This is a genomic window from Phenylobacterium sp. (assembly GCF_030693405.1).
In the GTDB taxonomy this organism is placed as follows: domain Bacteria; phylum Pseudomonadota; class Alphaproteobacteria; order Caulobacterales; family Caulobacteraceae; genus Phenylobacterium.
The window spans coordinates 1-23,712 of the sequence record NZ_JAUYAW010000022.1 but is presented as its reverse complement, the minus strand read 5'-3'; the positions used below and the strand labels follow the sequence as shown (position 1 = coordinate 23,712).

The 23,712-nt window shown below is 67.8% G+C and carries 22 protein-coding genes; 16 read left to right on the top strand and 6 right to left on the bottom strand.

What is annotated here, in order from left to right; all coding sequences use genetic code 11:
* Window positions 1–10: 10 nt before the first annotated feature.
* From Q8N19_RS04425 to Q8N19_RS04415, 3 genes are all read left to right on the top strand, one after another.
* Window positions 11–562: a hypothetical protein gene (locus Q8N19_RS04425; protein ID WP_305588418.1), complete on the top strand. Its 552-nt coding sequence runs from the start codon at window positions 11–13 to the stop codon at window positions 560–562.
* Window positions 563–737: 175 nt separating this feature from the next.
* Window positions 738–1,631: a patatin-like phospholipase family protein gene (locus Q8N19_RS04420; RefSeq protein WP_305588417.1), complete on the top strand. Its 894-nt coding sequence runs from the start codon at window positions 738–740 to the stop codon at window positions 1,629–1,631.
* Between the two features lie 92 nt (window positions 1,632–1,723).
* The gene (locus Q8N19_RS04415; RefSeq protein ID WP_305588416.1) at window positions 1,724–2,536 is read left to right on the top strand and encodes a thioesterase family protein; all 813 of its coding nucleotides are present in this window, start codon (window positions 1,724–1,726) and stop codon (window positions 2,534–2,536) included.
* A gap of 114 nt (window positions 2,537–2,650) precedes the next feature.
* On the opposite strand, the gene Q8N19_RS04410 is transcribed toward Q8N19_RS04415, so the two are convergent.
* From Q8N19_RS04410 to Q8N19_RS04390, 5 genes are all read right to left on the bottom strand, one after another.
* Window positions 2,651–3,991 carry a nucleotide sugar dehydrogenase gene (locus tag Q8N19_RS04410; RefSeq protein WP_305588415.1) on the bottom strand — a complete coding sequence of 447 codons (1,341 nt, stop codon included), beginning with the start codon at window positions 3,989–3,991 and terminating at the stop codon, window positions 2,651–2,653.
* 20 nt (window positions 3,992–4,011) lie between these two features.
* A complete protein-coding gene (locus Q8N19_RS04405) occupies window positions 4,012–5,178 on the bottom strand; it encodes a DegT/DnrJ/EryC1/StrS aminotransferase family protein (protein WP_305588414.1) in 1,167 nt (388 codons plus the stop codon).
* Window positions 5,179–5,298: 120 nt separating this feature from the next.
* Window positions 5,299–6,882 carry an AMP-binding protein gene (locus Q8N19_RS04400; protein WP_305588413.1) on the bottom strand — a complete coding sequence of 528 codons (1,584 nt, stop codon included), beginning with the start codon at window positions 6,880–6,882 and terminating at the stop codon, window positions 5,299–5,301.
* 219 nt (window positions 6,883–7,101) lie between these two features.
* Window positions 7,102–7,512 (bottom strand): DUF2177 family protein, encoded by a 411-nt coding sequence (locus tag Q8N19_RS04395; RefSeq protein WP_305588412.1) that lies wholly within the window; start codon window positions 7,510–7,512, stop codon window positions 7,102–7,104.
* A 14-nt stretch (window positions 7,513–7,526) separates the two neighbouring features.
* The gene (locus Q8N19_RS04390) at window positions 7,527–8,555 is read right to left on the bottom strand and encodes a cyclopropane-fatty-acyl-phospholipid synthase family protein (protein ID WP_305588411.1); all 1,029 of its coding nucleotides are present in this window, start codon (window positions 8,553–8,555) and stop codon (window positions 7,527–7,529) included.
* 193 nt (window positions 8,556–8,748) lie between these two features.
* Here Q8N19_RS04390 and Q8N19_RS04385 point away from each other — a divergent pair, with 193 nt between their 5' ends.
* From Q8N19_RS04385 to Q8N19_RS04370, 4 genes are all read left to right on the top strand, one after another.
* Window positions 8,749–10,098, top strand: a complete 1,350-nt coding sequence (locus Q8N19_RS04385) for an NAD(P)/FAD-dependent oxidoreductase (protein ID WP_305588410.1) — start codon at window positions 8,749–8,751, stop codon at window positions 10,096–10,098.
* Window positions 10,095–10,889 (top strand): DUF1365 domain-containing protein, encoded by a 795-nt coding sequence (locus Q8N19_RS04380; RefSeq protein WP_305588409.1) that lies wholly within the window; start codon window positions 10,095–10,097, stop codon window positions 10,887–10,889. The genes Q8N19_RS04385 and Q8N19_RS04380 overlap by 4 nt, the downstream gene beginning before the upstream one ends.
* A gap of 144 nt (window positions 10,890–11,033) precedes the next feature.
* Complete coding sequence (locus Q8N19_RS04375) at window positions 11,034–12,935, top strand: ABC transporter ATP-binding protein (RefSeq protein WP_305588408.1); 1,902 nt, start codon at window positions 11,034–11,036, stop codon at window positions 12,933–12,935.
* Window positions 12,932–14,815 carry an ABC transporter ATP-binding protein gene (locus Q8N19_RS04370; protein ID WP_305588407.1) on the top strand — a complete coding sequence of 628 codons (1,884 nt, stop codon included), beginning with the start codon at window positions 12,932–12,934 and terminating at the stop codon, window positions 14,813–14,815. Before Q8N19_RS04375 ends, Q8N19_RS04370 begins: the two co-directional genes overlap by 4 nt.
* Before the next feature lie 10 nt (window positions 14,816–14,825).
* On the opposite strand, the gene Q8N19_RS04365 is transcribed toward Q8N19_RS04370, so the two are convergent.
* Window positions 14,826–15,299, bottom strand: coding sequence for a helix-turn-helix domain-containing protein (locus Q8N19_RS04365; protein ID WP_305588406.1), 474 nt, complete (start codon window positions 15,297–15,299; stop codon window positions 14,826–14,828).
* A 90-nt stretch (window positions 15,300–15,389) separates the two neighbouring features.
* Between Q8N19_RS04365 and Q8N19_RS04360 the strand changes: the two genes are divergently transcribed.
* The 9 genes from Q8N19_RS04360 to Q8N19_RS04320 form a co-directional block, all read left to right on the top strand.
* Window positions 15,390–16,130 (top strand): SDR family NAD(P)-dependent oxidoreductase, encoded by a 741-nt coding sequence (locus tag Q8N19_RS04360; RefSeq protein WP_305588405.1) that lies wholly within the window; start codon window positions 15,390–15,392, stop codon window positions 16,128–16,130.
* Between the two features lie 17 nt (window positions 16,131–16,147).
* Window positions 16,148–16,750: a 2-hydroxychromene-2-carboxylate isomerase gene (locus tag Q8N19_RS04355; RefSeq protein ID WP_305588440.1), complete on the top strand. Its 603-nt coding sequence runs from the start codon at window positions 16,148–16,150 to the stop codon at window positions 16,748–16,750.
* Window positions 16,751–16,836: 86 nt separating this feature from the next.
* Window positions 16,837–17,517 (top strand): LemA family protein, encoded by a 681-nt coding sequence (locus Q8N19_RS04350; RefSeq protein ID WP_305588404.1) that lies wholly within the window; start codon window positions 16,837–16,839, stop codon window positions 17,515–17,517.
* Window positions 17,514–18,323, top strand: coding sequence for a YgcG family protein (locus Q8N19_RS04345; RefSeq protein ID WP_305588403.1), 810 nt, complete (start codon window positions 17,514–17,516; stop codon window positions 18,321–18,323). Before Q8N19_RS04350 ends, Q8N19_RS04345 begins: the two co-directional genes overlap by 4 nt.
* 1 nt (window position 18,324) lies before the next feature.
* Window positions 18,325–19,020: a TPM domain-containing protein gene (locus tag Q8N19_RS04340; RefSeq protein ID WP_305588402.1), complete on the top strand. Its 696-nt coding sequence runs from the start codon at window positions 18,325–18,327 to the stop codon at window positions 19,018–19,020.
* A gap of 136 nt (window positions 19,021–19,156) precedes the next feature.
* Window positions 19,157–19,618: a (2Fe-2S)-binding protein gene (locus Q8N19_RS04335; protein WP_305588401.1), complete on the top strand. Its 462-nt coding sequence runs from the start codon at window positions 19,157–19,159 to the stop codon at window positions 19,616–19,618.
* Window positions 19,619–19,623: 5 nt separating this feature from the next.
* On the top strand, window positions 19,624–21,810 hold the full coding sequence (locus tag Q8N19_RS04330) for a xanthine dehydrogenase family protein molybdopterin-binding subunit (protein ID WP_305588400.1): 2,187 nt from the start codon (window positions 19,624–19,626) through the stop codon (window positions 21,808–21,810).
* Between the two features lie 146 nt (window positions 21,811–21,956).
* Complete coding sequence (locus Q8N19_RS04325) at window positions 21,957–23,108, top strand: hypothetical protein (RefSeq protein ID WP_305588399.1); 1,152 nt, start codon at window positions 21,957–21,959, stop codon at window positions 23,106–23,108.
* Between the two features lie 47 nt (window positions 23,109–23,155).
* On the top strand, window positions 23,156–23,712 hold a 557-nt coding region (locus tag Q8N19_RS04320; protein WP_305588398.1), incomplete at its 3' end, for a hypothetical protein.

Here is a 23,712-nt window from a genome sequence, read left to right as displayed (position 1 = left end):
GACCACCCTCATGAAGCGCTTGTTCTGCGCCACGGCCGCCCTGGCGCTGGCCGCCGGCGCCGCGGTCGCCCAGACCCCGGAGTCCGCGACTCTGCCCCCCGCCGCCGTCGCCGCGCCGGCCGAAAGCCTGCCGCCCGCCCCAGCCGCCGCGCCGGCGTCGCCGCTGATCGATCCCAACGTCTATCAGGTGCTGCGGCCGGGCGACCGGGCCATGAGCTGCGAGCAGATCGGGGCCGAGGCCAATACCCTCAACGCCCAGCTGATGGCCGAGCAGGCTGCAGCGGCGAAGGAGGCCCAGCGGGCCAAGCAGGGCCGGGGTCTGGCCGGCGGTCTGGCCGGCGGCGTCCTGGGCGGCGCGGCCCGCTATGGGCTGGCCCGCGGCATGGTGGGCGGGGCCTTCAGCCCCTTCGCCGCCCAGGCCCTGAGCGCGGTGGCTGATTCCAGCTCCCAGGCGGTAGGCCAGGCGATCGCCGCGGGCGGCGATGAGACGGCGGCGACCGTGTCGCCCCAACAACAGCGGATGAACCACCTTCTGGGGCTCTACCGCGAAAAGGCCTGTTAGGAGCGTCCTTACCCCTGTGGGGGCGTCGGCCGGGCTTGGGGGAGTTCCGGTCTCATCCTGACGGAGAGAGCGCAGTCCTTGGCTGCGCTCTCATTCGTTTTGGGCGCGTACGTGGACATGGCCGCTAAGGCGCCCGATCCTGGCCGAAAGACAGAAGACGGCCAGGGAGAGCGAGATGAGCAAGGCGCTGGTGTTGGGCGGCGGCGGGCCGGTGGGCATCGCCTGGGAGTCCGGCCTGATCGCAGGGCTGGCGGAGGCCGGCGTCGATCTGGGCGCCGCGGACTTCATCCTCGGGACCTCGGCGGGATCCTTTGTCGGCGCACGGCTGGCGCTCGGCGACCCGGCCGGAGAGCTGGCGGCGCCCATCCTCGCCGAGGCCGACCGCCCCCGTCAGCCGCCCGCCAAGGCCGGCGAGGCGCCCCGCCCGGCGCCCGACCTTACTCCGCTGATGAAGATGATGCAGGAGGCCCGCTCCGGCGCCCGGCCAGCCGAGGCCGTGCTGGCCGATATCGGCGCCTTTGCGCTCGCCGCCGAGACCGTGGACGAGGCGGCCTTCATCGCCTCCTTCGGGCGGTCTTTCGCCGGCCTGGCCGAGGACGCCTGGCCCGAGCGCGGCTTTGCCTGCACGGCGGTGGACGCCCTGACCGGCGCCTTCCAGCTCTGGACCAAGGAGTCCGGCGTTGGCGTCACTCGAGCCGTCGCCGCCTCCTGTTCGGTGCCCGGCGTCTATCCGCCGGTGACGCTGCAGGGCCGACGCTACGTCGACGGCGGCATGCGCTCCTCCCTCAACGCCGACATGGCCAAGGGCCATGATCTGGTGGTGCTGGTGCAGGTCCGCGGCGGCGACACCGCAGGGCCCGCGGCCGAGGCCATGGCCAGGCAACTGGACGGCGAGATCTCGGTCCTCAAGTCCTCAGGCGCGCAGGTGGTGCTGATCAGCCCCGACACGGGCAGCGCCGCGGCCATGGGGGTCAATCTGATGAACTTCGCCCGCCGACCGGACGCCGCCCGGGCCGGGCTGGAACAGGGACGCGCCGAGGCCGCCCGGATAGCGGCGGCCTGGAATTGACAATCTAGCCTTCCCCAAGGGCGCCCTTCATAGAAGGCGGGCATTGATCGCGGCCTCCCCGCCGCGCCCGCATTTTTCTCGAGGGATTTCCCATGGACGCCGCCGCGCCCGTGCGCCTGCACGATTTCGACGAAGCCCTGCCGCTCACGCCGGCCGGTCCCCGCCTGTGGGACTCCCGCATCGACAAGCGCTACTGGAACATGATCGGCCCCTGGGGCGGCTGGACCGCCGCCCTGCTGCTGAAGGCCATCCTGGCCGAAGGCGACCACGGCGGCACGCCGGTCGGACTGACCGTCAATCTGATGGGTGGGCTGGACGAAAGTCCCTTGCAGCTCTCCACCCGTCCGGCCCGCCAGGGCAAGTCGGTGGAGTTCTGGACCTCTGAGCTGCTCCAGAACGGCGCGCCGGTAGCCATGGCCATGGTGACGCTCGGTCAGCGACGCGAGACCTTCTCCACCCAGGAGGCGAGCTTCCCCGCAGACGTGAAGCGTCCCGAAGAGATCGAGAGCGTCCCCTCACGTCCGGGCTTCTTCACCGCCATGTTCGAACAGCGCCCGGCCCAGGGCTCGGCGCCCCTGCAGGAGAACCCCGACAGTCTGACCCGAAACTGGATGCGCGACCATCAGGCGAGGCCCCTGGACTATGTGCTGCTGGCGGGTCTGGCCGACGTCTTCGCCCCGCGGATCTTCTATCGCAGCGCCGAGCGGCGGCCGGCCTCGACGGTGAGCATGAGCGTCTATTTCCACGCTACGCCCGCCGAGCTGGCGGCGGTGGGCGGCGACTTCATCCTCGGCGAGGCCAAGGCCCGCCGGTTCGAGAGCGGCTTCTTCGACCAGCACGGGGCGCTCTGGTCCCGCGACGGCGTCCTGCTGGCCACCACCGAACAGCTCTGCTGGTTCAAGTAGGCGCTTCTTCACGTCATGGTCGGGCTTGACCCGACCATCCATGAACACAGGGTCAGCCAGGTGTGCATGGGCCCTCGGGCCAAGCCCGAGGGTGACGGACGTGGAAGGTGGGCCTCAAGCCTTGCGGACCTGGTCGGCGAAGTCCGGGGCCAGGCGGCCAACGGCGTTGCGGGTGTCGATGACCAGGGGCACGATCCTCGTCAGGGTCGCATAGTCCACCATGTCGTGGTCGGTGCAGATCACTGCGCAGTCGTAGGCCGCGAGGTTCGTCTCATCCCAGCCGATGGAGGCCATGCCGGCCACCTCGGGGTGCTCGCCGGTCTCAGGCGCCACAGGGATGTGGGGATCGTAATAGTCCACCTGCGCCCCGCGCTCGCGCAGCAGCCGGATCACATGCAGCGAGGGGCTCTCGCGCATGTCGTCGACATTTTTCTTATAGGCCAGGCCCACCACCAGGATGCGCGCGCCATTGACCGCCTTGCCCTCGCGGCTGGACAGGGATTCGGCCACCGCCTCCACCACCCGGCGCGGGAGGGCTGCGACCACGTCGCCGGCCAGCTCGATGAACCGGGTCGCCTCACCGTGGGCCCGGGCCTTCCAGGTCAGGTAGAAGGGGTCGATGGCGATGCAGTGCCCGCCCAGGCCCGGTCCAGGATAGAAGGGCATGTAGCCGAAAGGCTTGGTCTTGGCCGCATCGATCACCTCCCAGATGTCGATGTCCATGCTCTCGAAGACGACCTTCAGCTCGTTGACGAGCGCGATATTGACCAGACGGAAGATGTTCTCGGTCAGCTTGACCGCCTCGGCGGTCTTCAGGTCGCTGACCGGCACCACCTGGGTCAGAGGCGAATAGACCGCGATGGCCATCCGGCGCTCGGCGTCGGTATCGGCGCCGACCACCTTGGGGATGGTGGTCGCCCCGAAGTCGATATTGCCGGGGTCTTCCCGCTCGGGACTGTAGGCGATGGCGAAGTCGATCCCGGACTTCAGGCCCGTAGCCTGCTCCAGGATCGGGCGGATCAGTTCCTCGCTGGTGCCGGGATAGGTGGTGGATTCCAGCACCACCAGCTGGCCGCGGCGAAGATGGCGCGAAATGGTCCTGGCGCAGTCGGCCACATAGGAGAGGTCGGGCTCCCGATGGACGTTCAGCGGGGTGGGCACGCACATAAGCAGGGCGTCGGCGTCGGCCAGGCGCGCCTCGTCGGAGGTGGCCTCCAGGCGGCCGGTGGCGCCCATGGCCGCGACCCGGTCGTCGGAGATGTGCTTGATATAGCTGCGGCCGTCCCGCAGGGCGGCGATCTTGGCGGCGTCCGGGTCATAGGCCAGAACGCGAAACCCCTTGCCGAGGAAGCCCTCGGTCAAAGGCAGGCCCACATAGCCCAGCCCGATGACGCCGATCACCAGGTCCCGGGACTCGGCGCGCGCCTCGAACTCGACGGCCATTTGATCCGACATCGGATGATCGCCGCTGGCGTTCATGTGTTGCGACCGGCGAAGGCCCGGATGGCGGCGATGATCTGATCCTGCACGTCGGCCTCCAGATAGGGGTGCATGGGCAGGCTGATGACCCGCTCCGCCGCCGCCATGGTCGCGGGCAAACCACCCGGCCCCACAGGATAGCCCGAATAGACCCCCTGCTTGTGAATCGGGATCGGATAATAGACGGCGGTGGGGATCTCGGCGGCCTTCAGATGGGCGGCCAGGCCGTCGCGGTCGTCGGTCTCGATGGTGTACTGGGCCCAGACGGACATCCCGCCGTCGATCACTGCGGGCGTGCGCACCACGTCGGAGAGCCCCTCGGCGTAGCGATCGGCCACCCGGTTCCGCGCCTCGATCTCGTCGGCGAAGATGCCGAGCTTCTGTAAGAGGACGGCGGCCTGGATCGTGTCCATGCGGGCGTTCATGCCGATGCGCATATTCAGATATTTGGGATCGTGGTCGAAGGTGCGGCCCTCGAGGTCCGACTTCACCGCCTGGCCATGGACCCGCAGGGAGACCAGCAGGTCGTGCAGCCGCGTGTCCTTGCTGAGCACCGCCCCGCCGTCGCCATAGCAGCCCAGCGGCTTGGCCGGGAAGAAGCTGGTGGTGGCCACATCGGCCCAGCGCAGGGGGTGATGGCCCTCCAGGGTGCAGCCGAAGCCTTGCGCGGAATCGGCGATGAGCTTCAGCCCGTGCTTTTGGCAGACCGCGCTAATGGCGGGATAGTCAGCGGGCTGGCCAAACAGGTCGACCGCGATCACCGCACGGGGGGTCAGCTTGCCTTCGGCCTTCACCGCGGCGATGGCCGCGTCCAGGTGGGCGGCGTCCATATTGTAGGTGTCGGGCAGGATGTCGACAAAGACCGGCGAAGCGCCGACCAGGGGCACGACCTCTGCGGTGGCCGCGAATGTGAAGGACGGACAGAAGACGGCGTCGCCCGGCCCGATCCCCCAGGCCATCAGCGGCAGCATCAGGGCCTCGGTTCCCGATCCGCAGGACAGCACATGCGGCGCCTGGCCAAATTCGGCGAGGGCGGATTCCAGCTGGCCGATCTGCGGGCCCATGACATAGGCGCCCGAGCGCACCACCTCGAGGATGGCGGCCTCCAGGGGCTCGCCGAGGCGCTGGCGCTGGGCCTGCAGGTCAATGAACGGAATCGGCATGGCGGACACTCGCGGGTCTTTAAGGTCGCGGTACATGCCACGGCCCCGGAGGTCACGCCAAACACGGATGTTTTCGCAAGATTTCGCCGCGCCGGAACCGATCCCGGCGCGGCGCTGCGATCAGATCTGCCGGGCGCGGCCTTCCCAGTAGGGGGCGCGGACCTTGTTGCGCTGGATCTTGCCGGCCTCGCTGCGCGGCAGCTCAGTGACGAAGTCCAGACTGCGGGGAACCTTGAAGCCCGGCAGGGCCTTGCGGGCGAAGTCGAGGATTTCGTGGGCCAGCTGGTCGCTGGGCTCGTAGCCCTCGTTGAGCATGATGACCGCCTTCACCTGCTCGCCCCACTCGGCGTGCGGGATGCCGACGGTGGACGAGTCGGCCACGGCCGGGTGCTTGATCAGCTCGTTGTCGATCTCCTGCGGGTAGATGTTCACCCCGCCGGAGATGATGGTCTCGGCGCTGCGGCCGGTGAGGAACAGATAGTCGTCCTCATCGAAATAGCCGACATCGCCCATGGTGAAGAAGTCCCCGACCCGGGAGGCCTGGGTCTTGGCTTCGTCCTTGTAGTACTGGAAGCCGCCGCCGGGGGGCAGCTGGTGGTAGATGGTGCCGGGCACGCCGTTGGGGCAGTCATTGCCCTGCTCGTCGATGATGCGGACCTGAAGCATGGCCGGACGCTTGCCGACGCTGCCAGGCTTCTTCAGCCATTCGTCGGAATTGATGGTGAAGCCCGCGCCGCCTTCGGAGCCGGCATAGTATTCGCTGAGCACCGGGCCGAACCACTCGATCATGGCCTGCTTGACCTCGGGCGGGCAGGGCGCCGCGCCGTGGACGATGTAGCGGACGTGGTTGACCGGGTACTTGGCTTTCACCTCGGCCGGCAGGTCCAGCAGGCGCTGGAACATGATCGGCACCATGTGCAGGTGGGTGACCTTCTGCTCGCTGATGGTGCGCAGGACCTGCTCTGAATCCCACTTGTCCATGAAGATCAGGGTCGAGCCAGTGCCCATGGCTGCCCGCACGTCAAAGGCCAGCGGGGCGGCGTGATAGGCGGGGCCTGCGCAGAGCTGGATCGAGGTGTCGTCATAGCCACGGCCGGCCAGGATGCTCACCGGCGTGACGACCGGGGTGGGCCGATAGACGCCCTTGGGCCGCCCGGTGGTGCCCGAGGTGTACATCATCTGGTTGCCCAGGACCGGGTCTGCGATATCGGAGCCGTCCAGGGGAACCAGGGCGGTGTCATAGTCGACGAAGCCGTCGATATCCCCGCCCACAGACAGCTTCAGCGTCAGGTGCGGGCAGTGGGTCGCGGCCTCGCCGATCACAGCGACACGGACGTCGCCGACCAGGACCTTGGCCTCGCAGTCATTGATGATGTAGGCGATTTCGTCGGCGTTGAGGTGCCAGTTGACCGGGGTGATGCGCACGCCGGCGCGCATGGTGGCGGCGAGGACTTCGATGAACTCGACCCGGTTTGAGCAGACCAGCGCCAGGCTGTCGCCGGGCTGAACCCCATGCTGACGGAAGAGGCGAGCCAGACGGTTGGCGTTGGCGTTGACCTCGGCGAAGGTCCGCGACTTGCCATAGGCGTCGATGACAGCGGGCTTGTCGGGCTGGACGTCGGCCCAGACGGCCATGGTCATGCCGGTGACAGCCGCCTGGTCGAGCCGTTCTTCCAGGCCCACGCGCTCTTTCAAATCTTCCATCAAATTCCTCCCGGCGCCTGCTGACCGGGGTGCCGGGCGCAGGGCGCGTCTGATTATCGTTGGGGGACGGCGTGGGTCCGGAGGGATCAGACGCAATATGCCTGACCGCCGCCCGGGCCGCCCTTGGGCCGCACAATGACAGCGGAATTCCGCAACGACAACGGCCGCCCGATCCGAACAGAGGCCGGATCAGGCGGCCGTGGGGAGGCGCGCTGGGCCTTAGAAGGTGCGTTCAGCCCAGCGGGTGACGAAGTAGCCGGCGGTGGCCGAGGCGCCGGTCAGAACCGTACCCCAGGCGATGTCGGCCAGCGTGATGTGCGTGGCCCAGACCTTCAGGGTGGCCTGGTTGGTCAGGTCGTAGGTGGCGTAGCAGAGGAAGCCCAGTATGGCGCCGGTGGTCAGCGCCTGGGTCCATCCGCCGTCCCGCACCGCCGGACTGACCGCCAGGATCATGATCCCGGCGATGTAGATCAGATAGAAGGCGATGGCCGGTCCGAGGGCGAACTGGTCGGCCAGCACTTCGTCCAGGGTCGGTCGATAGAGCTTGGGGCCTACCGTGGTCAGCCAGACCGCGTCGATGATGGCGAAGGCCAGGCCTGTGCCGAGGTAGCCGATGAGGTATTTCAGCATGGGATCCTATTCCTTCAGGGGACCGGCTTGAGACGGTAGTGGCTGACGCCCCACTCCTCGCCGGCACGGTGGCCGAACAGACCCGCCGTCGCCAGGAAGAACAGCCGCCAGCGCCGCCGCCAAAGGGGGGCCGTGTCGCCATAGACCTCCCGCAGAACGCTACGGATGGCCGCGTCGTTGCGGTCGAAATTGGCCAGCCAGTCGAGCGCGGTGCGCTCGTAGTGGCGCCCCGACCATCGCCAGTCGGCCTCCACCTCGAAGAGGTCCGGGAACTGCGCCATCAGGCCGTGGCTCGGCATGACGCCGCCAGAGAAGAAGTGCTGGCCGATCCAGTCGGACTCGTCGTCCACATCAAACCGGTAGGGGGTGGTGCGGTGGGTGAAGACGTGGATGAAGGCCCGGCCATCGGGCTTCAGCCAGCCGCGAACCTGGCCAAGCAGGGCGCGCCAGTTGGCCATGTGCTCGAACATCTCCACCGAGACCACGCGGTCGAATCGCCCCGGCGCTTCGAAGGTGTTCATGTCGGCGGTGAGCACTGTCACATTGGTCAGGCCCGCGGCCCTGGCCTGTTCCCGGATATAGGCCCCCTGGCTCGCGGAGTTAGACACAGCGGTGATCTTCGCGCCCGGCAGGGCGCGGGCCATCCACAGGGTCAGAGATCCCCAGCCACAGCCCAGCTCCAGGATCTCCTGCCCGTCAGCCAGACCGGCGTGCTCGGCGGTTTCGGAAAGCGCGTTCTCCTCGGCGGCGGCCAGATCCTCGACGCCGGGATCATAGAGGCTGCTGGAGTATTTCAGCTGCGGGCCCAGCACCTTCTGGAAGAAGGCCGCCGGCAGCTCATAGTGCTGCTCATTGGCCGCGGTGGTGTGTTCGGCGATCGGGCGCACGGCCATCTCCCGGGCGAAGGCGGCCTCGGCTTCGGGGCCGGCCTTGCCCAGTTGCCGCCGGGCGTTGGCCACCAGCAGCTCAATGGCGGCCCGACGCATGAGGTCGGGCGCCGGCGCCCCTTCAAAGGCCTGGATGGCCGAACCGATAAAGCTCATGGAGGCGGCGTTCCTTCTTACGTGACGCATGCGGGTCGACGGATGTTCTGATGTCCGACAGTCTGGTTACGCGAGTCTGGAGGGTTCGGATGCGTCGGCCTGGCTGCATCCGGCCGCGCACTCGCCCCGTACAGCTTGAGGTCGGCGCCGGTGGGGCGGCGGTCTGACCAATCCTCATAGCTAAGGAGTTCCCGTGGGCGCAGACAACAGTTCCAGGCCGTTGCGGATCGCCGTGATCGGCGCCGGAGTCGCGGGTCTTTCGGCGGCCTGGCTGCTCAGCACGCGCCATCATGTCACCCTGTTCGAGGGCGACGGCCGCCTGGGGGGCCACGCCAACACGGTCGAGGCGCCAGGGGGACCGGACGGGATCGTGCCGGTGGACACCGGCTTCATCGTCTATAACGAGGACAACTATCCGAACTTCACCGCCCTGCTGAAGCACCTCGGCGTGCCCACCCTCGATGCGGACATGGCGCTCAGCGTCTCCCTGGACGATGGGGCGTTCGAGTACTCATCCCAAGCCCTGTTCGCCCAGCTGGGCAATCTGTTCAGCCCCCGCTACTGGCGGATGCTAAGGGACGTGACCCGCTTCTATCGCCAGGCGCCGCGGGACCTTGAGGCGCTTGAGGCGCCGCTCACCAGCCTCGACGACTATCTGCGCGACAAGGGTTACAGCCAGGCCTTCCGGGACGACCATCTGCTGCCCCAGGCTGCGGCCATCTGGTCGACGCCGCTCGGCGCCATCGGCGCCTATCCCGCCGCTGCTCTGATCCGCTTCTTCCAGAACCACGGCATGATGAGCATCTTCGGCCGCGGCCTCTGGCGCACGGTGGAAGGCGGCAGCCGCACCTATGTGTCGCGTCTGGCCGCAGCCTTTCAGGGCGAGGCGCGCACCGGCGTCCGCGTAGTCGGGGTCCGGCGCGAGGCCGGCGGCGTTGATCTGCGCCTGGCCAACGGTCAGGTCGAGCGGTTCGACGAGGTGGTGATCGCCACCCACGGCGACCAGGCGCTGGCTCTGCTGGAAGATCCCGGCGCGGAGGAGACCCGCCTGCTCTCGGCCTTCCGCTACAGCCGCAATCTGACGGTCCTGCACACCGATCGCGCCCTGATGCCCCGCCGCCGGGCCGCCTGGACCAGCTGGAACCATCTGGGTCGTCGGGGTTCGGCCGAGGAGGGCTGCGTCACCTACTGGATGAACAAGCTGCAGAGCCTGCCGGCCCAACCGGAGCTGTTCGTCACCCTCAACCCCAACCGGGAGATCGCGCCGGAGGCGGTGATCCGCACCGAGGTCTACGAGCACCCCCTGTTCGACGCCGGCGCCCTGGCCGCCCAGGATGAGCTCTGGTCCCTGCAGGGCGCCAACCGCACCTGGTTCTGCGGCTCCTATTTCGGCCACGGCTTCCATGAGGACGGGCTGCAGTCGGGCCTGGCGGTGGCCGAGCAGCTCGGCGGGGTGCGCCGCCCCTGGTCGGTGGAGGGCGAGTCGGGGCGCATCCGCCTGCGTCCGGCCCTGACGCCTGCGCCCGCCGAGGCCGCCGCGTGAGCCCTCCAGCCTCGGGCCTCTATCCGGGGCTGGTCCTGCACGCCCGCACGCGGCCCAGGGCGCACGCCCTGCGCTACCGCATCTTCATGCTGCTGGTGGACCTGGACGAGGGACCAGGCCTCGCCCGGGGTCTTCGGCTGTTCGGCTTCGACAGCCCCGGTCTGTTCAGCTTTCACAGTCGCGACCACGGGGACGGCTCGCCCCGCCCGCTCAAGGCCCAGGTGGAGGCCCATCTCCAGGCCGCGGGGCTGGAGACCGGCGGACCCGTCCGCCTGCTCTGCATGCCCCGGGTGCTGGGGGGCGTGTTCAACCCCTTGAGCGTGTATTTCTGTCACCGCGCCGATGGGGCGCTCAGCGCCATCCTCTATGAGGTCAACAACACATTCGGCGACCGGCACAGCTATCTGATCCCCGCCCCGGACACCCGGCCAGGCGAGGTGGTCCGCCAGGCCGTCGACAAGGGCTTCTATGTCTCCCCCTTCATGGACATGGACCTGACCTACGCCTTCACCCTCCGCCCCCCCGGCGAGAAGGTCGCCGTCAGCATCGAGGTGTCTGACGGGGAGGGCGCCCTGCTCTCGGCCAGTTTCGCCGGGACCCGCCGCCCCTTGACCGACCGCGCCCTCCTTTCGGCTTGGCTCGCTCATCCCTGGATGACCCTGGGCGTCATGGGCGCCATCCACTGGGAGGCCCTGAAGATCTGGCTGAAGGGCGAACGGCTGCGGCCGCGGCCGACCCCGCCCATCATGCCGGTGACCGTGGCGCCAAAGGCGGAGCCCCTGCCGGCCTGAGGCCAAGGTTGTCTGGTCGATCGGCGCCCCGAGGCGCGGACGGATGTCACGCAGACGGACTATTTGGCGGCGGCGTCAAAAGACGGTGGCGCGACCCCTGGTGGCGCCGCATGATGGCGTCATACCAAGATTGGACATTTTCAGATGAGTGATTCACGCCCCTCCCCCAGGGATGCGGCGGCGGATTCTGTGTCGATTGACGTCTCGGCTATGCCCCGGGTCCTGCGCAGAATCATGGGGCTGGCCCTGCGCTATCCGGGCCTGGTGGCCCTGGCTGTCGGCTGCTCCATCGGCGCGGCCCTGTTCAGCCTGACCCTGCCGCGGCTGTTTGGCCAGGCGGTGGACCAGGCCCATCTGCTGCTGGCCAGCGAGAACGCCAGCGTCGATGAGGTTCAGCGCGCCCTGATGACCACCGCCCTGCTGGTGCTGGGGGCGGCCAGCCTGCGCGGCCTGCTTACCGGCTATGGCGGCTATGTGGCCGAAAAGGTCAGCCAGCTTGTGGCCTATGACCTGCGGCTCGCCTTTTTTCAGCAGCTTCAGCGCCTGTCCTTCGGCTTCCACGACAAGATCCACTCCGGCGACCTGGTGACCCGGGGCATGCTGGACCTGGAGGGGACGCGAGCCTTCATCCAGGGCGGGATGATGCAGACCCTGACGCTCGTCATGCTGCTGTCGGTCTCGGCCTTCATGATGTTCTCCACCGACGTGACCATGGCCTTCCTGGCGCTGGCCTTCGTGCCGATCGCCGGCTGGTTCCTGGCGCGGATGGGCTTTCTGCTGCGGGTGACCTGGCTGCGGGTCCAGCAGCTGATGTCGGTCCTGACGCTGACCATGGAGGAGAACCTCCAGGGCATCCGGGTGGTGCGCGCCTTCTCGGCCAAGGCCTTCGAGATGGCCAAATTCGACGTCGCCGCCGACAACGCCCTGCAGTATTCGTTCAAGCGCATTACCCTGCGCTTCCGCGCCATCACCGCCATGACGCTCAGCTATTACGGCTCCATGGCCCTGCTGCTCTGGTATGGCGGCCATCAGGTGATCGCCGGCGCCATGTCGGTGGGCCGGCTCACCGAATTCCTCACCTACATGACCCTGTTGCAGGCCCCGATCCGGCAGATCGCCATGATCTTCGCCTCGGCTGCGCGGGCCACCTCGTCCGGCGGCCGGGTGTTTGAGGTGCTCGACCTGGAGCCCGAGATCGCCGATGCGCCCGGCGCCCAGCGGCTGGCGCCGACCCAAGGGATCCTGCGCTTCGAGCATGTGGACTTTTCCTATGACGAGGGCCGCCCGGTGCTCAGCGATGTCAGCTTCGAGGTCCGGCCCGGCCAGACCCTGGGCGTCGTCGGCGCGCCGGGCAGCGGCAAGTCGACCATCGCCAACCTGATCCCCCGCTTCTACGACGTCACTGGCGGCAGGATCACCATCGATGGCCAGGACATCCGCGAGGTCAGCCTGGCCTCCCTGCGGGAATATATCGGCCTGGTGCAGCAGGAGGCCTTCCTGTTCGACACCACGGTCACCAACAACGTCGCCTATGCCGATCCCTGGGCCGAGGAGGACCGCATCGTCGGCGCCGCCCGCACCGCCCAGCTGCACGACTATATCGCCGGCCTACCCAGCGGCTACACGACCCGGGTGGGCGAGCGGGGCGTGGCCCTGTCCGGCGGCCAGCGCCAGCGGATGTCTATCGCCCGCGGCGTGGTGCCGGGCCCTGGCGTCATCATCTTCGATGACTCCACCGCCGCCATCGACGCGGTCACCGAGCGCAAGGTCCGCGACGCCCTGGCCAGCGCCACCAAGGCCAAGGCCACGGTGATCATCGCCCACCGCCTGTCTTCACTGATGCATGCCGACCAGATCATCGTGCTGGACGAGGGCCGTGTGGTGGAGCGCGGCGACCACCAGAGCCTGGTGGCGGCCGGCGGCGTCTATGCTGAGCTCTATGCCCTGCAGACCCGCGCCGACGGGGGTGGATTATCCGAGGACCTGCCGCCGGATTTACCGGCCGAGGCGCCTGCCTCCAGTCAGACTGAAGGGGTGCGGGCATGAGCGATTTCGTCTTCGACCGTGGGAATGACGTCGCCTCCCAGACGCCCCGGAAGGCCAGGGCCACCCTCGGCAGCGACGACGCTGAGGAGATCTTCGCTTCGATCAATCCGAAAATCCTCGGCCGCTTCGTCCACTATCTGAAGCCGCACAAGGCCTTCGTCATCGGCGCACAGATTTCCGTGCTGATTTCGGCGGCCACGGCCATCGCCATCCCCTACATGATCGGCCAGGCGGTGAACGCCGCGGTCGGCGGCGGCGACGACGACCGCCTGGACACCATCATCGCCATCTTCGTCGGCGTGGTGATCCTGAATGCGGCCGCCTTCTTCCTCGAACAGTGGATGAGTTCGCGGCTGGCCCAGCGGGTCATCTTCGACGTCCGCCGTTCCATGTTCAGCCACTTCCAGGACGTGTCCCTGTCCTTCATGGACAAGACCCATGTGGGCCGGATCATGGCCAGGCTGCAGGGCGACGTGAACGCCCTGCAGGAGTTCCTGGAGAGCACCACCGGCGCGGTCGGCGACATCGCCCTGCTGATCGGCATCACGGTCGCCCTGCTCAGCATGGACCTGCAGCTGGGCCTGCTGACCCTCACCGTGATCCCGGCCCTGATCGTGGTCCGGGCCATCTGGCTGCCCTTCTCCAAGAAGACCTTCCGCGAGGCCCGTGACGCCTCGTCCACCGCCAACAGCGCGCTGGCCGAGAACATCCAAGGCGTCCGCACGGTCCAGGAGAGCCGTCGCGAGGCGATGAACTTCAAGCTCTATGAGGAGAAGGCCCGGGAGAACATGACCGCCCAGAACGGTTCGGCGGCCATGACCCAGGTGATGGTCCCCACGGTCGACGTCCTGACCGGCCTGGCCATGGGCATCGTCATCGTGGTCGGCGGTAACGCCGTCCTGGGCGGACGCCTGGATGTGGGAGTCATGGTCGCCTTCATCTTCTATGTGCAGCGCTTCTTCGATCCGGTCCGCATGCTGTCCATGCAGTACACCATCATGCAGAGGGCCATGGCGGCCGGTCATCGCATCTTCGAGGTGCTGGATGTGCCGGTGACCATCGTCGATAAGGTAGGCGCAGAGCCCCTGGCCGACTTCGAGCCGACGGTGGAATTCCGCGATGTCACGTTCGGGTATGACCCGGCCAGGCCGGTCCTGCACAATGTGAGCTTCGAGGTGCAGCCCCGCCAGGTGGTCGCTCTGGTCGGCCCCACGGGCTCGGGCAAGACCAGCATCATTGCGCTCGCCCACCGCTTCTATGAGGTGGACCAGGGCCAGGTGCTGATCGGCGGCCGCGACGTGCGCGACGTGACCCTGGAGTCGCTCGGCCGCAATATCGGCATGGTGCTGCAGGAGCCCTTCCTGTTCAGCGGCACCATCGAGGAGAACATCCGTTACAACACCGAAGGCGCCACCCGGGAGGACGTGATCTCGGCGGCCAAGTCGGTCTCGGCCCACGACTTCATCATGCGTCTGCCCGAGGGCTACGACACCCAGCTCGGCCAGCGAGGGCGCAACATTTCGCTGGGCCAGCGGCAGCTGTTGTCCTTCGCCCGCGCCCTGGTCGCCGACCCGCAGATCCTGATCCTCGATGAGGCCACGGCCAATATCGACTCCTTCACCGAACAGGCGATCCAGAAGGCGCTGAAGGTGCTGTTCGCAGGGCGCACTTGCATCGTCATCGCCCACCGGCTGGCCACCATCCGCGACGCCGACAAGATCATCGTCCTGCAGCAGGGCCACATCCTGGAGCAGGGACCCCATGACGTGCTGATGGCCAACCAGGGGCTCTATTCCCGGCTCTACACCTCGGCCCACGCCTCCTTCGACGACGCCCAGGTGGCGGCCACCGGCGATGCGGAGTTCGCCACGCGAACCTGAGGGCGGATGCTCAGGCGACCGGCTTGGCCTCTGGGGCCACGCCGGGACCTTGCCGCGCCTCCACGTCGCGGGCGGTGACGGGTTCGCCGCATTCGGAACAGACCTGCACGGCGTGGAAGTCGCAGCCGCATCCCTTGTGCCGGCGCAGGATCGGGGGGCCGGCTTCACCCGCATAGTAGCGGTCGCCCCAGTCGACGATGGCCATGATCACCGGATGCAGGTCGAGACCCTTGTCGGTCAGGCGGTACTCGTGGCGGACCGGCCGGTCCTGATAGGGGCGGCGCTCCAGCACGCCCTCGGCCACCAGCAGGTTGAGCCGCTCGGTGACGATGCTACGGGAAATGCCGAGCCTGGCCTGGAAGGCCTCGAAGCGGCGGACGCCCAAGAAGATGTCGCGCAGGATCATCAGGGTCCAGCGGTCGCCGATCACCGCCAGGGACCGGGCCACCGAACAGGGCTCCTGCGCCAGATCATCCCACTTCATCGCCTGTGCCTCCTACTGCCTGGCGATCATGCGATTGACTCCGTTCGAATTCAATACGAACGTAAGTTCGGATTTTGAACGGAGATCGTCATGGCTGACCAACCGAAGGGCGCCTGCGTGGTCATCGGCGCTGGGGACGGGGTCGGCGGCGCCATCGCCAAGGCCTTCGCCGCCGAGGGCCTCGTCGCCTGCGTGACCCGCCGCCCCCGCCATGAGGACCAGCTTCAGGCCCTGGCCGATGAGATCATCGCCGCTGGCGGCCAGGCTCGCGCCTATGGGGTCGACGCCCGGGAGGAGGGGGAGATCGCCGCCCTGTTCGACCGCATCGAGGCCGAGGTCGGCCCGATCGAGGTGGTGGTGTTCAATATCGGAGCCAATGTCCGCTTCCCGATCCTGGAGACCACCAGCCGGGTCTTCACCAAGGTCTGGGAGATGGCCTGTTTCGCGGGCTTCCTCACCGGCCGCGAGGCTGCCCGGGTGATGTCGCCCCGGGGGCGTGGGACGATCCTGTTCACCGGCGCCACGGCCTCGGTGCGGGGGCGCGAGGGATTCGCCGCCTTCGCCGCCGCCAAGCACGGTCTGCGCGCCATCGCCCAGAGTCTGGCCCGGGAGCTGGGACCTCAGGGGATTCATGTGGCCCACATCGTAGTGGACGGGGCCATCGACGGCGTCTTCAGCCGCGCCAACATGCCCGACATCGAGCAGCGTCTGGCCGAAGATCGTGTGCTCAAGCCCGCTGACATCGCCGCTACCTATGTGGCCCTGCACCGCCAGGCGCGCTCAGCCTGGACCCACGAGCTTGATATTCGTCCGTGGACGGAGAACTGGTGAGCAAGGAGAAACGCCCGATGGCCGCCACCGTGGAATTCCTGTTCGATTTCGGCAGTCCCAACGCCTACCTTTCCTGGAAGGCCCTTGGGCCGATCCTGGCGCGCACCGGCGCGCAGGTGGAGGTGAGGCCCGTCCTGCTGGGCGGCCTCTTCAAGCTGACCAACAACCGCTCGCCCATGGAGGCGTTTGGCGAGATCAAGGGCAAGCTCGCCTATGAGAACCTGGAGACAAGGCGCTTCGTCGCGCGCCACGGGCTCACCGCCTTCCAGATGAACCCGCACTTTCCGGTCAATACCCTGCTGATCATGCGCGGCCTGGTCGCCGCCCGGCGGGCCGGGGTGACCGAGGCCTATATGGAGGCCGTGCTGGCCGCCATGTGGGAGCAGGGGCGCAAGATGGACGATCCCGCCGTGGTCGCCGAGGTGCTCTCGGCTGCGGGCCTGGACGCCCAGGGTCTGCTGGAGGCGACGCAGGCTCCCGAGGTCAAAGCCGAGCTGATGGCCGCGACCGAGGCTGCCGCCGCCCGGGGCGCCTTCGGCATCCCCACCTTCTTCGTGGGCGAGGAGATGTTCTTCGGCAAGGACCGCCTGGACCAGGTGGAGGAGGCGCTCAGCGCTTGAGGCTCGCTGCGCCCCATTGCGTCAGGTCAAGGCGAGGGCCACATTCGCGCCGAAACTGCGCCATCACCGCTTTGGAGCGCCCCGCCTTGTCCAGACTGATCACCCGCCTCGCCCGCGCCGCCGTCCTGATCGTCGTTCCGCTGGCGCTTGCCGGCTGCGGCATCAACACCATTCCCACCAAGGATGAGCGGGCCAAGGCCGCCTGGGCTGAGGTGCAGAACCAGTATCAGCGCCGTTCGGACCTGATCCCCAACCTGGTCTCCACCGTCCAGGGCTTCGCCGCCCAGGAGCGGGAGGTCCTGGTGGCCGTCACCGAGGCCCGCGCCTCGGCCACCCAGGTGCAGGTCAATGCCGACACCATCACTGACCCGGCCCAGTTCCAGCGCTTCGCCGAGGCCCAGAACCAGCTGTCAGGCGTGCTGGGCCGGCTGATGATGATCCAGGAGCGCTATCCGGAGCTGAAGTCCAACCAGAACTTCCTGGCCCTGCAGAGCCAGCTTGAAGGCACCGAAAACCGCATCGCCATCGCCCGGCGCGACTACAATGAGGCCGTGCGCGACTACAATACCGAGATCCGCACCTTCCCCGGCGCCATCTGGGCCAACACGGTCCATGGCTGGGCCGAGCCCATGCAGACCTTCGAAGCCTCGGCCTCGGCCCAGACCGCGCCGACGGTCAGCTTCGATCAGCCGGCGGCCGCGCCTCCGCCGGCGCCTGCGCCTCTCCCGGCCCCTGCGCCCGCCGCTGAGCCCGCGCCGGCCCAATGAAGTCGCTTGGCGCGCTCTGCGCCCTGGCCTTTGGTCTCGTCCTGGCGCTCGCCGGGACGGGACACGCCCAGACCGCGCCCAGCTTTCCGGAGCTGACCGGCCGTGTGGTCGATGGCGCGAACATGCTCTCGCCGCAGACCGAGGCCCAGCTCACTGATCAGCTCGCCGCCCTGGAGGCCGCCAGCGGCCGTCAGCTGGTGGTGGTCACCCTGGCCGACCTGCAGGGCTATGAGATCGAGGACTTCGGCTATCAGCTCGGCCGCCACTGGGGGATCGGCGAGGCCGAGACCGACTCCGGCGCCCTGTTCATCGTCGCCCCCAACCAGCGCAAGGTCCGCATCGAGGTCGGCTACGGCCTGGAGCCGATCCTCACCGACGCGCTCTCCTCCACCATCCTGCAGGCTGTGGTCCTGCCGCAGTTTCGCGAAGGCGAGATGGAGGCCGGCGTCATCGCCGGAACCCAGGCCATCATCGACCAGCTGGCCCTGCCGGAGGACGAGGCCCTGGCCCGCGCGCAGGCGGCGGCGCAGACCGCCCAGGGCGAGGAGGGGCTGATCGCCCCGATCATCTTTGTCCTGTTCATCGTGCTCTGGATCATCGGCGGCTTCATGGGCGCCTTCGGGCGGGGTCGCGGACGCCGCGGCCGGGGCTCCAGCCTCTGGTGGCTCCTGCCCCTGCTGATCTCAAGCAGCAGCGGTCGCGGCGGAGGCGGCGGCTTCGGAGGCGGGGGCGGCTTTGGCGGCGGAGGCTTCTCCGGCGGCGGCGGCGGCGGCTTCGGCGGCGGCGGATCCTCGGGGAGCTGGTGAGATGCTGAACGATCAGGAAACCCAGGCGGTCAAGGCCGCCGTCCGCGCCGCCGAGACCCGCACCCGCGGCGAGCTCTATTGCGTCATCGCTGAGGAGTCCTCGGACTATCGCGAGACCCCCTTCCTGTGGGCCGGGCTGACGGCGCTCGCCGCCCCGGCCATCCTGCTGCTGGCCGGCGTCCAGGTCTCGGTGCCTGACGCCTTCGCCCCCTGGACGGCGGCCCAGGCCGGGGCTGCGGCCGAAATGGCCGTGCGCGGCGCCCTGACCACCACGCTCGTGCTGCAGGCGGTGCTGTTCATCCTCGTGGCCGTCGTCGGGTCTCTGGGTCCCGTTCGCCGCTTCATGACGCCCCGCAGCGTCAAGCTCGACCGCTCGCGCCGTCACGCCCAGGAGCTGTTCCTGGCCCGCAACCTGCACCAGACCCGCGAGCGGACCGGCGTCCTGATCTTCGTCTCCCTGGCCGAACACGCCGCCGAACTGATCGCCGATGAGGGCATCGCCGCGGTGGTGGACCAGAAGCGCTGGGACGACGCCATCGCCGCCCTGGTGGCCGGGGCCAAGGCCGGGCGCACGGCCGACGGCCTGGTGGCCGCCGTCACCCAGGTGGGCGACATCCTGGCCGAGCACTTCCCCGCCGACCCCACCGACAACCCCAACGAGCTGCCGGACGCGGTGATCCTGATCCCTCGGCTCTGAAGCGCGTTCCGATAAGCTGGAGCCGGTTATCGGATGATACGCGCGCTGGGCTAGGGCTCAGTTCGAACAGACGTTTACCTACAGGCCCGGCGCCCGTACTCTCGGTATCTGAGGAAACCAGAACAGGGGAACGGGCATGGCCTACCAGCTCAACGTCAACGGCAAGGCGATGACCGCCGATGTCGAGCCCGACACCCCGCTGCTGTGGGTGCTGCGCGACACCCTCGGCTTGGTGGGGACCAAGTTCGGCTGCGGGATCGCCCAGTGCGGCGCCTGCACGGTCCATGCCGACGGCGCCCCGATCCGCGCCTGCATGACCCCCATCGAGGCCATCGGCGACGCCAAGATCACCACCATCGAGGGCGCCAGCGCGCTTGAGGTCGGCGCCCGGGTCCAGAAGGCCTGGAGTGAGCTGGACGTGGCCCAGTGCGGCTACTGCCAGCCCGGCCAGATCATGTCGGCCACCGCGCTTCTGTCCCAGAACCCCAGCCCCACCGACGACGATATCGACGCGGCCATGGCCGGGAACATCTGCCGTTGCGCCACCTATGTTCGCATCCGCGCCGCCATCAAGCGCGCCGCCGGCCAGGAGGCCTGAAGACCATGGGCATCGTTCAGAACATCACTCAGGGCTTCTCCCCCTCCCGCCGGGCCGTGCTGGCCGGCGGCGGCGCCGGCGGCCTGATCCTGGCCTTCAGCTTCGCCGGCAAGGGCGCGGCCGCCGACGGTCTCGCCAAGCTCAACGCCTATGTGCAGATCGCCCCGGACGGCATCGTCACCATCGTCTCGAAGAACCCGGAGATCGGCCAGGGCATCAAGACCTCCCTGCCCATGCTGATCGCCGAGGAGCTGGACGTGGACTGGGCCAATGTCCGCACCGTCCAGGCCGGCAATGACCCGGTCGCCTATGGCCGTCAGTTCGCCGGCGGCTCCATGGCCACCCCCCTGCACTGGGACCAGCTGCGCCAGGTGGGCGCCGCCGGCCGGGCCATGCTGATCTCCGCCGCCGCCGCCGACTGGGGCGTGGACGCCGCCAGCCTGACCACTGAGCCCGGCATCGTGGTTCATGCCGCCAGCCGCCGCCGCGCAACCTATGGGTCGCTGGCCGCCAAGGCCGCCGTCCAGACCGCGCCGGAGTTGTCGAGCCTGAAGCTCAAGGACGCGGCGAACTACCGGATCATCGGCCAGCCGATCCCGCAGGTGGACACCGCCGCCATCGTCACCGGCCAGCCCCTGTTCGGCATCGATATGCGCCTGCCGGGCATGCTGTACGCCGCCTACGCCAAGGCGCCGGTGTTCGCCGCCAAGGTGGCCAGCGTCGATCTTTCCCCCGCCCAAGCGGTCAAGGGCGTGCGCAAGGCCTTCGTGGTCGAGGGCGGGACCGAACTCGACGGCCTGCTGCCCGGCGTGGCCGTGGTCGCCGATAGCTGGTGGGCCGCCAACAAGGGCCGCCAGGCGCTGAATATTCAGTGGGCGGAACATCCCACCTCCAGCCAGTCCACCGAAGGCTATGCCGGCCAGGCCCGCAGCCTCAAGGCGGCCAAAGGCGGCAAGACCCTGCGCAGCGACGGCGATGTGGAGGCAGCACTTTCGGCCTCGGCCAAGACGGTGGAGGCCGACTACTTCTATCCCTTCCTGTCCCACGCCACGCTTGAGCCGCAGAACTGCACGGCCCACTTCCATGACGGCAAGATGGAGATCTGGGCCCCGACCCAGCTGCCCGAGCCCGGCCGCCAGCTGGTGGCCAAGACCCTCGGTATCGCGCCGGAAAACGTCATCGTCCACATGACCCGCTCAGGCGGCGGCTTCGGTCGCCGGCTGATGAACGACTACATGGTCGAGGCCGCCTGGATCGCCCGGGAGGCCGGCGCCCCGGTCAAGCTGGTCTGGACCCGCGAAGACGACATGCGCCACGACTTCTATCGTCCGGCGGGCTTCCACCACTTCCGCGGCGGGGTCGACGCCTCAGGCAACATCACCGCCTGGGCCAACCACTTCGTCACCTTCGGCGAGGGCGAGACCACCGCCCGCAGCGCCGGCATGGCGCCGACCGAATTCCCCGCCCAGTTCCTGGACAACTACAAACTCGACGTCTCCATGATGCCGCTGGGCGTGCCGACGGGGCCCCTGCGGGCGCCGGGCAGCAACGCCATCGCCTTTGTGGTCCAGTCCTTCATTGACGAGCTGGCCCATGCTGGCGGCGTCGATCCGGTGGAGATGCGCCTGCGCCTGCTCGGCAAGACCGCCGCGGCCGGCGGCCAGGGCGGCCTCAACGCCGAACGCATGGCCGGCGTCGTGCGACTGGCGGCTGAAAAGGCCGGCTGGGGCAAGACCAAGCTCGGCCCCCGCCAGGGCCAGGGCATCGCCTTCCACTACAGCCATCTGGGCTATTTCGCCGAGGTGGCCCAGGTGGCGGTCGCTGACGATGGGACGGTGAAGGTGGAGAAGGTCTGGGTCGCCGCCGATGTGGGCCGCCAGATCATCAACCCCTTGGGCGCGCTCAACCAGATCGAGGGCTCGGTGATCGACGGCATCTCCGAGATGTTCGGCGAAATCACCATCAAGGACGGTCAGGTCGAACAGGCCAATTTCGACACCTTCCCCCTGCTGCGCATCCAGGACGCCCCGGTGATCGAGACCCACTTCCTCAAGTCCGACAACCCGCCCACAGGCCTCGGCGAACCTGCCCTGCCGCCGGTGGTTCCGGCCGTCACCAACGCCATCTTCGCCGCGACGGGGAAGCGGGTGCGGAGCCTGCCGCTGAAGGCCTCGGAGTTGGCGGTAGGGTAGGGGGCGCCTGAGACAAATGTTCTTACTTTGTTCTGGACGCTCATTCTCTTTATGGCAGGATTGGACCGCTGACGTGCTGAACGCACGCCGAGTGTAGGCCATCCACACCTTGAGGGACGGCTGGCTGCGCCAGCCGCAGAATGTCCATGTTGACTCAGGCGGTTGCCCTTCGAGAGAAGTTGGCAAAAGTCCAAGCTGCGCGTCTGGATGCGCAAAGAAAGCTTGCCGCAACGGTTCGAGGGTCTCAGGCCCTGCGCAAGGCCAGCGCTTTGGCTCAGCAAGGGGCGATGCAGATCGATACGGCCATGAGGGGAGCGGCAAATGTCATGACCCTCGGTATCGCGGACCATGTCGCTGCGGGCGCAAACGCGGCGTTTCAGGCTGCGAATGGCGCGGATCTTGTCGAGAGTTTCCATTCAAACCTTCGAGATGAGAGGGCCAGGGGTCGTCTGGACGCCGTTCAGCGTCCCGTCGCCAGGGGCGTAGGTAACGCGGGCGGCGCTGTCATGGGTGTCGCCGCGACCGCTGCGGTCGCCCCTGCCGTGGGTGTAGCCACCGCCGCTCCTCGATTGGCTGGTGCAGCCGCACTGACAGGCAGAGAAATCGCCGCCATTATCGGCGGCGGGGGCGTGGCGGGCCTTGGCGTTCAGATTGGCACGGATACCCTACAGGGGCGGCCATCGACCGCCGCCGATAGCGTCGGCGCCGCTATAGGCGGCGCCGTCGGCGCAGCAGCGCTGCCAGCTGGCCCGGTTCGCGCTGGCGCATTCGGCGCAGCGGCCACAACCATGGCGCAAGACTATTTAAATGGTCGAACTCCCTCATCGGATGATGCGGCCCAGGCGGCGTTTCTGGGCGGCGTATTTGCCGGATTCGCCGACGGTGCCGCTCAGCGTTGGTCCAATGGGCTTTCGACGAAGGGGAAGGGGGATCTCGGCGATCTTCTCGGCATCACGCGAAGTAAATTGAATGGAGAACCCAGGCCATTTGTTGGCTATTGGCCGAGAAATGGTGATGAAGTTGTTGATGCAGAAAATTGGATACCTATAACAAAAAAACGAGATTATATCAATGAAGAAAGGACGCTGTATTGGTATCCGGACGGTGTATCGGAAAACCTGATCCGGTTTGAGGATAAGTTTGGTTTCGACGCGCGTCTGACTCCAAATCAGATTATCGCTCAAAAGGTTATTGGCGACAGATTTATCCTTTATCACACAGTCCCGCCTGATGTTGGCAAAGCCGCTTCTGCCATTTCCAGTCCCTTGGCGCCTCCAGTATTGGATCAAAACAAGTAATAGCTGTAGGCGGCAAATCGTGGCTGTGGAGCAAAACGGGGTGACCAATGGGACTTAGGCTTAGCTGGCTGGCGGTGAAGGCGGAGCGACGGCGGGCTCTGCTGGAGTGTCTGGGGCTGGAGCTTGCGGGAGAGGTGAGCCAGGAGGTCGGCGTGGGGCTGGCGATGGCCGAGCTGCCGTCGGGATGGCTTGTCCTGGTCGGCCACGCATTCGACGATCGACTCATGGACGAGCTACCCCGCGTGTCAGAGGCGTGCGGGGAGGCCATCGGGGCCGAGGTCGTCGATATCGCGAGCTTCACCCGGGCGAAGGCCTATCAGGATGGCCAGCTTCAGTGGTTGCTGGCTTCCGAGGAGGACCAAGGCGAACCCATGTCGATGGGCAAGGTACCGCCCAATCCGTCAGACGCGGATGAATATGAGGCGCCCCTTGCCCTCGCTGGAAACCTGTGCGGCTATCGTGCCGGTGAGACGCGGGGGCTCGAATGGTTCAGGCTGGCGCGGCGGGCCACATCCCGCACGACTCCGCCTGAGGCCTCCCTGCGGGAAGCCATGCGAGCCGAATTGCTGCCCCTGCTGCAGGAGCTCGGCTGGTCGTTCCCGCC

Coding starts and splice junctions, on each gene's coding strand:
- Q8N19_RS04370 (WP_305588407.1), top strand. CDS start 12,932: ATGAGCGATTTCGTCTTCGACCGTGGGAATGACGTCGCCTCCCAGACG.
- Q8N19_RS04410 (WP_305588415.1), bottom strand. CDS start 3,991: ATGTCGGATCAAATGGCCGTCGAGTTCGAGGCGCGCGCCGAGTCCCGG.
- Q8N19_RS04360 (WP_305588405.1), top strand. CDS start 15,390: ATGGCTGACCAACCGAAGGGCGCCTGCGTGGTCATCGGCGCTGGGGAC.
- Q8N19_RS04390 (WP_305588411.1), bottom strand. CDS start 8,555: ATGAGCTTTATCGGTTCGGCCATCCAGGCCTTTGAAGGGGCGCCGGCG.
- Q8N19_RS04420 (WP_305588417.1), top strand. CDS start 738: ATGAGCAAGGCGCTGGTGTTGGGCGGCGGCGGGCCGGTGGGCATCGCC.
- Q8N19_RS04405 (WP_305588414.1), bottom strand. CDS start 5,178: ATGCCGATTCCGTTCATTGACCTGCAGGCCCAGCGCCAGCGCCTCGGC.
- Q8N19_RS04400 (WP_305588413.1), bottom strand. CDS start 6,882: ATGGAAGATTTGAAAGAGCGCGTGGGCCTGGAAGAACGGCTCGACCAG.
- Q8N19_RS04365 (WP_305588406.1), bottom strand. CDS start 15,299: ATGAAGTGGGATGATCTGGCGCAGGAGCCCTGTTCGGTGGCCCGGTCC.
- Q8N19_RS04425 (WP_305588418.1), top strand. CDS start 11: ATGAAGCGCTTGTTCTGCGCCACGGCCGCCCTGGCGCTGGCCGCCGGC.
- Q8N19_RS04345 (WP_305588403.1), top strand. CDS start 17,514: ATGAAGTCGCTTGGCGCGCTCTGCGCCCTGGCCTTTGGTCTCGTCCTG.
- Q8N19_RS04375 (WP_305588408.1), top strand. CDS start 11,034: ATGAGTGATTCACGCCCCTCCCCCAGGGATGCGGCGGCGGATTCTGTG.
- Q8N19_RS04340 (WP_305588402.1), top strand. CDS start 18,325: ATGCTGAACGATCAGGAAACCCAGGCGGTCAAGGCCGCCGTCCGCGCC.
- Q8N19_RS04325 (WP_305588399.1), top strand. CDS start 21,957: ATGTTGACTCAGGCGGTTGCCCTTCGAGAGAAGTTGGCAAAAGTCCAA.
- Q8N19_RS04415 (WP_305588416.1), top strand. CDS start 1,724: ATGGACGCCGCCGCGCCCGTGCGCCTGCACGATTTCGACGAAGCCCTG.
- Q8N19_RS04335 (WP_305588401.1), top strand. CDS start 19,157: ATGGCCTACCAGCTCAACGTCAACGGCAAGGCGATGACCGCCGATGTC.
- Q8N19_RS04355 (WP_305588440.1), top strand. CDS start 16,148: ATGGCCGCCACCGTGGAATTCCTGTTCGATTTCGGCAGTCCCAACGCC.
- Q8N19_RS04330 (WP_305588400.1), top strand. CDS start 19,624: ATGGGCATCGTTCAGAACATCACTCAGGGCTTCTCCCCCTCCCGCCGG.
- Q8N19_RS04395 (WP_305588412.1), bottom strand. CDS start 7,512: ATGCTGAAATACCTCATCGGCTACCTCGGCACAGGCCTGGCCTTCGCC.